Genomic DNA, 12251 nt, shown 5'->3' on the forward strand with positions numbered 1-12251 from the left:
ACGCGGGGATTCTGCGGGAGATCACGCGTCTCCCTCCAGATCGCCCTCAAGTTCGAGGTAGGTCTGTCGGAGCCGGTCCAGAGTCTCTTGGTCCGGCTCCGCCCACAGCCCGCGATCGGCGGCCTCCAAAAGGCGTTCGGTGATCCCCCTCAACGCCCAGGGGTTGGACTTCCGCATGAAGTCCTGGTTCTCCGGCGAGAAGACGTACTCCGCCGACAACTTCTCGTACATCCAGTCGTCCACGACCCCGGCCGTGGCGTCGTACCCGAACAGGTAGTCCACGGTCGCGGCCATCTCGAACGCGCCCTTGTACCCGTGCCGCCGCATCGCCGCCATCCAGCGCGGGTTGACCACCCGCGCCCGGAACACCCGGTGGGTCTCCTCGCCCAGCGTGCGGGTCTTCACCTGGTCGGGAGTCGCGGAGTCCCCGACGTACGCCTCGGGGCTCGCCCCTGTCAGATGCCGCACCATGGCGACCATGCCGCCGTGATACTGGAAATAGTCGTCTGCGTCGTGAATGTCATGTTCTCTGGTGTCCACGTTCTTCGCCGCCACCGCGATCCGCCGGAACGCCGTCTCCATGTCCCCCCGGGCAGCCCGCCCGTCCAGCCCGCGCCCGTATGCGTAACCGCCCCACACCGCGTACACCTCGGCGAGGTCGGCGTCCGACCGCCAGTTGCGCGCGTCGATCAACGGCAGCAGACCGGCCCCGTACGCCCCCGGCTTCGACCCGAAGATCCGCGCCGTCGCCCGACGCCGGTCCCCGTGCTCCGCCGCGTCGGCGTCCACGTGGGCCCGTACGAAGTTCGACTCGGCCGGCTCGTCCAGCTCCGCGACCGCCCGCACCGCGTCGTCGATCAGCCCGACCACGTGCGGGAACGCGTCCCGGAAGAACCCGGAGATACGGACCGTGACGTCGATACGAGGCCGCCCCAGCTCGGCCACCGGCACCACCTCGAACCCGGTCACCCGCCTCGACGCGTCGTCCCACACGGGACGGCAGCCGAGCAGCGCCAGGATCTCGGCGATGTCGTCGCCCTGGGTCCGCATGGCCGACGTACCCCAGACCGTCAGGCCGACAGATGTCGGGTATTCGCCGTTGTCGGTCAGATACCGCTGCACGAGCGAGTCGGCGAGCGCCTGCCCGACCTCCCAACTCAGCCTGGACGGGATGGCCTTGGGGTCGACGGAGTAGAAGTTGCGGCCCGTCGGCAGGACGTTCACAAGGCCGCGCGTGGGCGAACCCGAGGGCCCCGCCGGGACGTAACCGCCGTCAAGTGCCTTGAGGATGTGGTCGATCTCGTCCGTCGTACGGGCCAGCCGGGGCACCACCTCACGGCAGGCGAACTCCAACACCGCGACGGCGTCCGGGAGTTCGAGCCCCAGTACGTCCCGCACCAGAGCAGGGACAGTCGCGACCTCCCAGGCCCGCTCCTCCATGCCCTCGGCGAGCCGCCGGCACAGCTGCTCCAGCAGGTCGATCGCGTCGGCGGCCGAGCGCGACGGCCCCTCGACGAGATCCGTCAGTTCGATGGGCAGCTTCACCGGGGCTCCCGGCTCGGCCAGCAACTCCTTCTCCACCAGCCCGTAATGAGCGGCGAGCGAAGCCCGCAGGCCCGGCAGGGCGTTCGCCTGTCCGCCCCACACCTGCGAGGCGCGCAGCACGGCCAGGACGAGGTTCACGCGCGGCTCGGCCTCCGGGCCGCCACCCAGGATGTGCAGGCCGTCCCGGATCTGCACGTCCTTGATCTCGCACAGATAGCCGTCGATGTGCATGACGAACTCGTCGAACGCGTCGTCGTCCGGCTGGTCGTCCACATGCAGGTCATGGTGCAGCTCGGCCGCCTTGACCAGCGTCCAGATCTGCGCGCGCACCGCAGGCGCCTTCGTCGGGTCCAGGTCGGAGACGAGCGCGTACTCGTCGAGGAGCTGCTCCAGCTTCGCCAGGTCGCCGTAGGTGTCCGCGCGGGCCATCGGCGGTACGAGGTGGTCGACGACGGTGGCGTGGCCGCGCCGCTTGGCCTGGGTGCCCTCGCCGGGGTCGTTGACGATGAAGGGGTAGACGAGGGGCAGTTCACCGAGCACGGCGTCCGGCCCGCACCCGCGACTCAGCCCAAGTCCCTTGCCGGGCAGCCATTCCATGGTGCCGTGCTTGCCCATGTGGACCACGGCATCGGCGCCGAAAGAATTCTCCAGCCAGCGGTAGGCCGCCATGTAGTGGTGCGAGGGCGGCATGTCCGGGTCGTGGTAGATCGCGATCGGGTTCTCGCCGAAGCCGCGCGGCGGCTGGATCATCACGACGACGTTCCCGAACTGGAGGGAGGCCAGCACGATGTCGTCCCCGTCGACGTACAGGGAGCCTGGAGGCTCGCCCCACGCCTCCAGCATCCCGTCGCGCAGTTCGCCGTCCAGCTTGTCGAACCACGCCTGGTAGTCGGCGAGCGGCACGCGTGCCGGGGCAGCGGCCAGCTGATCCTCCGTCAGCCACTCCACGTCATGACCGCCGGCCTCGATGAGCCGGTGGATCAACTCGTCGCCGTTGTCGGGGTATTGGGTGAGGGAGTACCCGGCGTCGCGCAGCGCGTCCAGGACCCGTACCGCCGAGGCGGGCGTGTCCAGGCCTACCGCGTTGCCGACGCGCGAGTGCTTGGTCGGGTAGGCGGTGAAGACGAGCGCGAGCTTTTTGTCGGCGTTCGGCTTGTGCCTCAACCGGGCGTGCCGTACGGCGATTCCGGCGACGCGGGCGGCCCGCTCGGGGTCGGCGACGTACACCGGTACGCCACCCGGGCCGTCCTCCTTGAAGGAGAACGGCACGGTGATCAGCCGGCCGTCGAACTCGGGGATCGCGACCTGCATCGCCGCGTCCATGGGGGAGAGGGCGGCGTCGGACCCGTCCCAGGTGGCCCTGGACGACGTAAGACAGAGCCCTTGCAGCACAGGCACGTCGAGGTCGGCGAGCGCCCCGATGTCCCAGGCCTCCTCGTCACCGCCGGCCGAGGCCTCGGAGGCGTGCGTACCGCCTGCGGCGAGCACGGTGGCGACCAGGGCATCGGCGCCGGCGAGCAGCTCGTACAGGCCCGCGTCGGCCCCGCGCAGTGAACCGCAGTACACGGGAAGGGCGTTGGCGCCCCGCGCCTCGATCGCGTCGCACAGCGTGTCGACGAAGCCGGTGTTGCCGCTGAGCTCGTGGGCCCGGTAGAAGAGCACCCCGACCGTCGGACGGCCGCTCTCCCGCGCGTACGAGCCGTGGACCCCGTACTCCGGCATCTTCTGCGGCTCGACGAACCCCTCACCGGTCAGCAACACGGTGTCGGACAGGAACCGTGCCATCTCCAGGAGGTTGGCGGGCCCGCCCTCGACGAGATACCGCAGCGCCTCCGCGACGACCCCGGCGGGCACGGACGACTCGGCCATCAACTCGGCGTCGGGCACGGTCTCCCCGCCGAGCAGCACGGTGGGCACACCGGACGTCTTCAGATAGGCGAGCCCGTCCTCCCAGGCCCGCTTCCCGCCCAGCAGCCGTACGACGGCGATGTCCGCGCCCTCGACGAGCGCGGGCAGCTCCTCCGTGACGTCCACCCGGGTCGGATTGCCGATCCGGTACGAGGCACCGGAAGCGGCCCGGGCCGCCAGCAGGTCCGTGTCGGCGGTCGACAACAACAACACTGTGCTCATGCGGGCGCTCCCGGTGGAATGAATGGCAGTCCTTGCGGCGCGCCCGACTCGATGAGCCGCCAGAGCGCGTCGGTGTCCGCGTGCTGTTCGATGAGATCGCCGAGCAGGTCGAGCTGCTCCTCGCGCAGCGCGGCGAAGGAGGTGTCGGCGGCCGGTATGAAGCGGCGGCCCGCGGCGGCGGCCACCTCGCGCAGGAACGCCCGCCGGAACCCGTCGGACTCGAGCGAGCCGTGCCAGTGCGTGCCCCAGACGCTCCCGACCCGGCACCCGTCCAGGCTGTGTCCACTGTCATCAGAGATGAACCGGTCTCCTCCCGTGACTTCGGCGACCCCGTGGTGGATCTCGTACCCCTCGACCGTTTCGCCGAGGGCGGTGCCGACGGGCCGGGTGAGGGTCTTCTCCCGGGCGAACCGCACCCGGACGGGCAGGACCCCGAGCGCGTCGACCTGGCCCTGCCGGCTCTCGACCTCGTCGTCGATGTGCTCGCCGAGGATCTGGAAGCCACCGCAGATGCCCAGTACAGGTCGTCCCTCGGCGGCCCGGCGTGTGATGGCGTCCGCGAGCCCGCGTTCCCGCAGCCAGGCCAGCGCCTTCACGGTCCCCCGTGTCCCCGGGATGACGACGAGGTCGGCGTCGGCGAGTTCCTCGGGCCGGTCCACGAACCGCACGACGACGCCGGGTTCGGCGGCGAGCGCGTCCACGTCGGTGAAGTTGGACATCAGCGGGACCGCGCACACGGCGACCCGCAGGACGTCCTCACCGACGGGTGGCGAGACGTTCGACTCCCGCACGGTCCCCCGCAGCGAGACCCGCAGCCCGTCCTCCTCGTCGATACCGAGCCCGTGCCGGAAGGGCAGCACACCGTAGGTCGGCCGTCCGGTGAGCCCGCGGAGCATGTCGAGGCCGGGTTCCAGCAGGGACACGTCGCCCCGGAACTTGTTCACGAGGAACCCGGCGACAAGCGCCTGGTCCTCGGGGGACAGCAGGGCTACCGTGCCGAAGAAGGAGGCGAAGACGCCGCCGCGGTCGATGTCGCCGACGACGAGCACCGGGAGCCGGGCGCCCCGCGCGATTCCCATGTTGACGATGTCGGTCCGCCTGAGGTTGATCTCAGCCGGGCTGCCGGCCCCCTCACAGATCACCGCGTCATACGTGCCCCGCAGTTCGGCGAGGCACTCCAGCACGGTCCCGAGAAGTCGCTGCTGCCGCCCTCCGTGGTACCCGCGCGCGCTCATCTCCCCCACGGGCTTCCCCATGAGCACGACCTGACTGCTCTGGTCGCCGCCCGGCTTCAGCAGTACGGGGTTCATGAGCGCGCTGGGTTCCACGCGGCACGCCTGCGCCTGCATGGCCTGCGCCCGCCCGATCTCGGCACCCTCCCGTGTGACGAAGGAGTTGAGGGACATGTTCTGCGCCTTGAACGGCGCGACCTTGACTCCCTGTCGCACGAGCCACCGGCAGATCCCGGCGGTGACGACGCTCTTGCCGGCGTCGGAGGTGGTCCCGGCGACGAGCAGTCCGCCACCGACCGTGCCGCCGCTCATGAGGCACGCCCCTTCGCGTTCACGAGAACCCGCCCGGCGACCCTGACTCCGACCCGCCCGGCGACACCGACGCCGAGCGCGAGCAGACCGACGCGACGGGACAGCCGTACGGCCCGCTCGATGTCGTGGACCTCCACGGAACGCCCCTTCTGGTTCAGCACCGGCCGATGCTCGACACGTCCGCCGTAGGACAGGGTGCCGCCGAGCCGCACACCCAGGGCGCCCGCGAAAGAGGCCTCCACGGGCCCGGCGTTGGGGCTCGGATGCTTCCCGGCGTCGTCCCGCCAGGCCCGCACGGCCCCGCGAGGATCACCGCCGGTGAGCGCGGCCAGTACGGCGGTGAGCCGCGCCCCCGGCCAGCCCGCCACGTCGTCCAGCCGGGCGGAGGCCCACCCGTACCGCCGGTAACGGGCGGACTTGTGCCCGACCATGGCGTCAAGGGTGTTGACGGCCCGGAACCCGACCAGCCCGGGCACCCCGCCCACGGCACCCCAGACCAGCGCGCCCACGACGGCGTCGGAGGTGTTCTCGGCGACGGACTCGACGACGGCCCGGGCGATCCCGTCGGCGTCGAGGGCCTGTGGATCCCGTCCGCAGAGATGGGGCAGCCGCTCCCGCGCCCCCTCGATGTCCCCGGTCTCCAGCGAACGTCCGATGGTCCGGGCCTCGCGCGCGAGCGAAGTCCCGCCGACGACGGCCCAGGTGGCGGCGGCGGTGAGCGCGACGGAAGCGGCACCGGACGGACGTACGAGGCGCGTGGCCGCCGCGGAAAGGGCGACAGCGCCTCCCGCGCACACGGCGGTGTGCAGCGCGCCCCAGCCCCGGTGGTCCCGCCAAAGCATCCGCTCCACGGCGCCGGCGGCCCGCCCGAACACGGCGACCGGATGCCCGCGGCGAGGGTCGCCCAGGATCAGGTCACCGAGGAGTCCGGTGGTGGCGCCGTACGCGAAGACGCGATCGGCACGCACGGCTCAGCCGGCCGTGGAAGCGGGCAGCGATCCGGTGCTGTACCTCGAACGGCAGCCGAGCATGGCGATATGTCCTCACTCAGGGTGTCCACGCCCTGGTTCGACGAGACCGGCGGCGAGAGTTCCTGGCTCCCGGGGTTACCTACCCCGGTGACAGTGGCGGGACCGCGCCGGATTCACACCGGCTTCCTCTTCTGCTGCCGTACATGGCTCCGGCAGTCCACCACGGGCCCGGAACACCCGTCAACTTGCCGTTGACCTGGAAGGGAGGACTGTGCTGTGCCCCACATCGCGACCGGATCGGGGCGACGAAAAACGCCCGCCCCGTCCACGACCACCGACGAGACGGCCACGGACGGAGCGGGCGACGAGGAGGAGACGATTGATACTGCTGTCAGGCCACGATCAGATAGATCCCGTACGCCACCACGGCCGCACAGGCGGCGAAGCACGCGTACGCACCCGTGACCGCCAGTCCCGCCGACTCTCCCTGTGCGGCCGCCCGTTCGCGGCGCGAGAGTCCGGCGATGCCCAGCGTGAACACGCCCACCATGGCCACGGTGATGACGAGACTGACACCGAAGACGGAGCCGAGGGCTGCCCAGTCGATCTTCATGTTGCTTCCTTCTGCTTCTCGCTCGGACCGGGAGCCGGACTCAGAGGGCCGTGGCCGACGGCTTCGCCGTGACCTCGGCCGGGGCGGGGATGGTGGCCGTCAGACCCTCGGTGACGGTGCCCGTCGGAGGCGGGGTGACGGCGGCGATGGCCGTCGTGATGACGCCCGCGGGCTCGGCGTCGGCCTCCTGGACGTCGTTGACGTTGGTGTGGTCGATCACCTCGCGGCGCGAGACGACCCAGATCGCCGCGCTCGAGGCGATGAGGAAGACGGCCACCAGAGCCGTACCCCAGTCCCCGAACCCGGTGACGTACTCCGCGAGCGCGCCGACGAGGGCCGCCGCGGGCAGCGTGAGCCCCCACGCGACGAACATGCGGGTCGCCGTCGACCAGCGGACCACGCCACCCTTGCGGCCGAGGCCGGCACCCATCACCGAACCCGACACCGAGTGCGTGGTGGAGAGGGAGAAACCGAGGTGGGAGGAGGCCAGGATGACCGTCGCCGCGCTGGTCTGTGCGGCGAAGCCCTGCTGGGGCTGAAGGTCGGTCAGACCCTTGCCCATCGTACGGATGATGCGCCAGCCGCCCAGGTAGGTGCCGAGCGCGATGGCCAGGCCCGCGGAGAGGATGACCCACACCGGGGGATCGGAGTCGGGGGAGACGGCGCCGCCGGCGACCAGGGCGAGGGTGATGATGCCCATGGTCTTCTGCGCGTCGTTGGTGCCGTGGGCCAGCGAGACCAGGCCGGCGGAGGCGATCTGACCGGCCCGGAAGCCCTTCTCCGCCGCCTTGCCCTCGGCCCGCTTGGCGCCGATGGTGTACGAAAGCCGGGTTGCGAGCATGGCCGCGATGCCCGCGACGAGTGGTGCGGCGATCGCCGGGATCAGCACCTTCGTCACCAGCACGTCGCCGTGGACCGCGCCTGTGCCCGCCGAGGCGATGGTCGCGCCGATCAGGCCGCCCATCAGGGCGTGCGAGGAGCTGGAGGGGAGCCCGACCAGCCAGGTCAGCAGGTTCCAGAGGATCGCGCCTACCAGCGCGGCGAAGATCACCTCGGGACGGATACCACTTTCGTCCACGAGGCCCTTGGAGATCGTGTTCGCGACCTCGACGGAAAGGAAGGCGCCCACGAGGTTGAGCACGGCCGACATGGCGACCGCGACCTTGGGCTTGAGCGCACCGGTCGAGATGGTGGTGGCCATCGCGTTGGCGGTGTCGTGGAAACCGTTCGTGAAATCGAACGCAAGCGCGGTGACGACCACGATCGCGAGGATCAGCGAGAAGCTTTCCATTTACCCAGATTTCTTCCGTACGGTATTGGCAGTTGGACCGTAGGCAATCCGGATGAACGGAAGATGAACTGGCGGGGGATCCTGGGTGGCCGAAAACGGAGCGCCGTTTCCCGCCCGGTCGCGGTGCGGGCGGCACCCGTGCTCGTCGCCCCTGCGCGGGGCATCGATCACCAGGTGGCCTGGCAGGATCAGGGCATGGCTGAGCGGCGACGGGACGGGCGTGACATGCGGGACGGTGTGCGGGAAGCGGAGGCGGCACAAGGGGGTTCCGTTTCCGACGAGACGGCGCGTGCCTGGGCCGCGCTCGTCGCGACGGCCCGCCGTACGGTGGCCGACGGGCTGGTGGTCGGCACCTCCGGCAACGTCTCCGTCCGCGTCGGGGACACCGTCCTGGTCACCCCGTCCGGCGTGCCGTACGACCGGCTCACCCCGGAGGACGTCGTAGGTGTCGACCTGACCGGCCGCCAACTCCTCGGCACTCTCACCCCGACGAGTGAACTGCCCATGCACCTCGCCGTGTACCGCGCCACCGACGCCCGCGCGATCGTCCACACCCACGCCGTCCACGCGACCGCGGTCTCGACCCTCGTACGGGAGCTGCCGCTGATCCACTACATGGCGGGCGACCTCGGCGGCCCGGTCCGGGTCGCCCCGTACGCGACGTACGGCACGGAGGAGCTGGCCGGGAACACGCTCCGCGCACTGACCGACCGCACGGCCTGCATCCTCCAGAACCACGGCACGCTCGCCCACGGCGCCACCCTCGGCCAGGCGTACGACCGAACCGCCCAGCTGGAGTGGATGTGCCGGGTCTGGCTGACCGCGTCCTCCGTGCCAGGGCTGTCTCCCACGCTGCTGTCGGAGGCACAGGTGAGCGAGGCGGGGGAGCGGCTCGAAGGGTACGGGCAGCGGGGATAAGGGGCGGGTCGACCAGGCCGACCAGCAGCCGACCAGCAGGCGGGGCGCCACCCGAAAGAGACTTGTTCGCCCCGTTCTCCTCTCCCGCTGGCCCTCGGAGGGCTGCGCAAGGACACTGGGTGGGTGCGTCCAGTCACCGCGACGGCCGCTGCCGTCACCGCAGCCCTGGCAGCCGGCGCCGCCAGTGTCGCCGCCGGCCGTTACGCCAGCGACGCCGCGCTCAAGGCGCCCCCCGGTAGGCCCCTGCCCACCGAACCCCGGCTCACGGTGCACTCCACCGCCGCCGGCCGGGTCGCCCTCACGCGCGCCCTGGCCTCCCAGCGCCCCGGCACCTACGGCCTCGCGGGCGAGGGGACCCACGCGGTCGTCGGTCCCGTCCTGAACCACGCCACCCACTCCGCCGACACCGTCGTACGCCGCCTCGAACGGGTCACCCACGGCACCCTGGAACCCCGCGACAAGGTCTGGCTCACCCCGAACGTGCACTTCGGCGACCCCGGAACCGCTCTCGGACTCGAACACCTCGACATCGAGATCCCCGGTGAACTCGGCGCCCTGCCCGCGTGGTTCGTGCCCGGCGCCCGCAGCACCTGGGTGATCACCGCGCACGGCCTCGGCACCACCCGCGAGCACCCCCTGAACGTGCTGCCGTTCCTGCACCGCCAGCAGTTCCCGGTCCTCGACCTCGCCTACCGGGGCGACCCCGGCGCGCCCCGGCCCCAGGACGGGCTCGGCCACCTCGGCGAAACGGAGTGGCGCGACCTCGACGCGGCGATCCGGTACGCCCTGCGCGAGGGCGCCGAGAACGTCGTCCTGTACGGCTGGTCCACCGGCGCGACCATGGCCCTGCGGGCCGCCACCCGCTCCGCGCTGCGCGACCGGGTCTCCGGGCTGGTCATGGACTCGCCGGTGCTGGACTGGCAGACCACCCTGCGCGCCCTTGCCACGGCCCGCCGCACCCCGGGCGCGCTGCTGCCGCTGGCGGTACGCGCCGCCCAGGGCCGCACCGGCCTGCACGGCATCCCCACCCACGAGGCCGAGGCCGCCGGCCTCACCCGGCTCACCGTCCCGGCCCTGATCCTCCACGGCCCGGCGGACACGATCGCCCCGTGGACCCCCTCCCGCCGCCTGGCGGCCCACCGCCCAGACCTGGTAACCCTCCACCAGGTCCCGGAAGCCCCACACGGCGCGATGTGGAACGCAGACCCAACAACCTACGAAGAAACCCTGCGCCGCTTCCTGACCCCACTCATGTAGCGGCCCCTGCTGCCTTGGCGCCCACCGCTCCGGCGCCCCGGCGCCCTGCTGCGTTGGCGTCCGCCGCTCCGGCGCCTCAGCGGCCTGCCGCCCTGCTGCGTTGGCGTCCGCCGCTCCGGCGCCCCGGCGGCCTGCCGCCCTGCTGCGTTGGCGTCCGCCGCTCCGGCGCCACCTCGCCGCCCGCCCGTCGCCCGCCGCCCGTCCATTCAGCGACTCGGCGGCACGGCGCCCGGCGACTTGGCGTCCACCACCCGCCCGTCCTCGGCGGCCCGCCGCCAGTCCACCTCGCCGCCCGTCCGTCCACCCGCCGCCCGTCGCCCCAGCGACCCGGCGGCACGGCGCCCCGCGCACTGCGGCCCCGGGTGAAACCCCTGGTCCGCGTGCCTTCGCCGGTGCGTAACCCCGTCGCCCACCGCGTTCCGTTTAAGGCTGGACCACTGGCTTGAACGTCCCCCTCGGCCCCCGCCCCGGACCCCTCCCTCGGTCCGGTCCATGGCCCGTCAGGCCATTCCGTTTGGGTTTTCGGACCGTCAACCGGAAGACTGCACCCGTGACGTCCCGTATCCCGCGCGACTCCAGGCTTCGACTCGTCCGCCCGCGACCCCTGGCCGCCGCCCCACGAGCGATGAACCAGCGGCGCTCGCGCCGCCCCGCCCCGCGTCCGCCCGAGGGCACACCTGCCCCGGCGGAACTGGCCAGAATGGCCCGCTCCGGACTGGCCGGCGCGGTCCGCGTCGCCCGCTGGGCCGACCCCTCGCTCAAACCCGGCCATGACGGCGGGTCCTCCGACGGCAGGGGCACCCTGTCCGACGCCACCGCCGAACGGGCCGCCGCCGAACTGGGGCTGACCCCGGATCAGGTCCGCCACGACTGGGACACCGCCCGGCTCGCCGGCCTGGTCGAGGTGCACGGCGACATCGCCCGCCCCGGCTGGCGCCTGCGCGCCTGGAACCGTGATGACAGCGCCGTACTGCGCGGCTGGGTCGCCCTGTTCGACGCCTGGTCCATCGCCCACCCCGAGGCCGCGGACCACGAGCCCGCCGCCGTCGCGGAAGTCGTCTCCGCGATGCCCCAGGTGCTCTCCTTCCTCCAGCTGTCCGCGGGGCCCGTCCCCATGGAGCAGCTCCTGGACCTGCTGGAGCAGCGGGTCGTCGAACTGCGCACCGAACGCTGCGAGATCCCGTACGGCCCCCAGCCCGAGCCGCTGCCGCAGCAGCCCGAGGCCAACGCCGCCGTCGACACCCCGCTCGCCCCCCTCCTCGACTGGGCCCTGCACGCCCTGGCCTCCGTCGGCGCCCTCACCTACGGCGACGGCCACGCCACGCTCACCCCGCTCGGCAGCTGGGCGGTGTGGGTCAAGCTGGAGCAGATCTGCGTCGCCGCGCAGAGCCCGGCCGGCAACATCGAGCAGAGCGCCGAGGACATGCTGCGCGGCTGCTCCCAGCTGCGTCCCAACGCGGCCCGCGCCGAGTACCGGGCCTGGCTCGCCGCCCGCCCCGTCGGCAGTGCCGTCGCCGAACTCCTCGACGCCGCCCGGGGCGAGGACGCCCTGCTGCGCGGTCTCGCCTTCGAGGCTCTCCGCGTGGTCGGCGGCCCGGCGGAGCCCGATGTGCGCGCGGTCGCGGAGAAGAACCCGCTGCGGCCGTACGCCCTGCTGTGGCTGGCCGAGCACGACGGGATCGACCCGGAGGACGCACACGAGGTGCTCACCCGCGAGGAGGCCACCTGGATGTGGGTGGACACCGCCGCGGCCGTCGCCGACCACGGCGAGGCACCGCTGCTCGTACGTCATCTGGAGGCCGCGGTGCAGCCCACGATCCCCGCGCTCCTCGACGAGGTGCGCGCGGTGGGCCACCCCCGCACCGTCCAGGTCTTGGTCGCCCTCGCCGCCGCCCACCCCGACCCCGCCCTCGCGAAGGCCGTACGCCGGGCCGCCTTCCAGGTGCACACCGGAGGCAACTAGGCCGGGCGCACGGCCCGAC

At 72.2% G+C, this 12251-nt stretch carries 8 protein-coding genes and 1 riboswitch; of the genes, 3 read left to right on the forward strand and 5 right to left on the reverse strand.

What is annotated here, in order from left to right:
* Window positions 1-21: 21 nt before the first annotated feature.
* The 5 genes from cobN to PV396_RS01735 form a co-directional block, all read right to left on the reverse strand.
* A complete protein-coding gene (gene cobN / locus PV396_RS01715) occupies window positions 22-3675 on the reverse strand; it encodes a cobaltochelatase subunit CobN (RefSeq protein WP_319199766.1) in 3654 nt (1217 codons plus the stop codon).
* Entirely contained in the window at window positions 3672-5219 is a 1548-nt protein-coding gene (locus tag PV396_RS01720) for a cobyric acid synthase (RefSeq protein WP_319199767.1), read from the reverse strand. The genes cobN and PV396_RS01720 overlap by 4 nt, the downstream gene beginning before the upstream one ends.
* Complete coding sequence (locus PV396_RS01725; protein WP_319199768.1) at window positions 5216-6187, reverse strand: cobalamin biosynthesis protein; 972 nt, start codon at window positions 6185-6187, stop codon at window positions 5216-5218. Before PV396_RS01725 ends, PV396_RS01720 begins: the two co-directional genes overlap by 4 nt.
* Window positions 6188-6283: 96 nt before the next feature.
* Window positions 6284-6427, reverse strand: a riboswitch (cobalamin riboswitch).
* 154 nt (window positions 6428-6581) lie between these two features.
* A complete protein-coding gene (locus tag PV396_RS01730) occupies window positions 6582-6803 on the reverse strand; it encodes a hypothetical protein (protein WP_319199769.1) in 222 nt (73 codons plus the stop codon).
* Window positions 6804-6843: 40 nt separating this feature from the next.
* Window positions 6844-8094 carry an inorganic phosphate transporter gene (locus PV396_RS01735; RefSeq protein WP_319199770.1) on the reverse strand — a complete coding sequence of 417 codons (1251 nt, stop codon included), beginning with the start codon at window positions 8092-8094 and terminating at the stop codon, window positions 6844-6846.
* Window positions 8095-8289: 195 nt separating this feature from the next.
* Between PV396_RS01735 and PV396_RS01740 the strand changes: the two genes are divergently transcribed.
* The 3 genes from PV396_RS01740 to PV396_RS01750 all read left to right on the forward strand — a co-directional run bounded on the left by PV396_RS01740 (window position 8290) and on the right by PV396_RS01750 (window position 12232).
* Window positions 8290-9012 carry a class II aldolase/adducin family protein gene (locus PV396_RS01740; protein ID WP_319199771.1) on the forward strand — a complete coding sequence of 241 codons (723 nt, stop codon included), beginning with the start codon at window positions 8290-8292 and terminating at the stop codon, window positions 9010-9012.
* A gap of 123 nt (window positions 9013-9135) precedes the next feature.
* Window positions 9136-10269, forward strand: a complete 1134-nt coding sequence (locus PV396_RS01745) for an alpha/beta hydrolase family protein (RefSeq protein ID WP_319199772.1) — start codon at window positions 9136-9138, stop codon at window positions 10267-10269.
* A gap of 550 nt (window positions 10270-10819) precedes the next feature.
* The gene (locus PV396_RS01750; protein WP_319199773.1) at window positions 10820-12232 is read left to right on the forward strand and encodes a hypothetical protein; all 1413 of its coding nucleotides are present in this window, start codon (window positions 10820-10822) and stop codon (window positions 12230-12232) included.
* Window positions 12233-12251 lie beyond the last annotated feature (19 nt).

Source organism: Streptomyces sp. ME02-8801-2C, assembly GCF_033793965.1.
Classification (GTDB): domain Bacteria; phylum Actinomycetota; class Actinomycetes; order Streptomycetales; family Streptomycetaceae; genus Streptomyces.

Coding starts and splice junctions, on each gene's coding strand:
- PV396_RS01735 (WP_319199770.1), bottom strand. CDS start 8,094: ATGGAAAGCTTCTCGCTGATCCTCGCGATCGTGGTCGTCACCGCGCTT.
- PV396_RS01730 (WP_319199769.1), bottom strand. CDS start 6,803: ATGAAGATCGACTGGGCAGCCCTCGGCTCCGTCTTCGGTGTCAGTCTC.
- PV396_RS01740 (WP_319199771.1), top strand. CDS start 8,290: ATGGCTGAGCGGCGACGGGACGGGCGTGACATGCGGGACGGTGTGCGG.
- PV396_RS01720 (WP_319199767.1), bottom strand. CDS start 5,219: ATGAGCGGCGGCACGGTCGGTGGCGGACTGCTCGTCGCCGGGACCACC.
- cobN (WP_319199766.1), bottom strand. CDS start 3,675: ATGAGCACAGTGTTGTTGTTGTCGACCGCCGACACGGACCTGCTGGCG.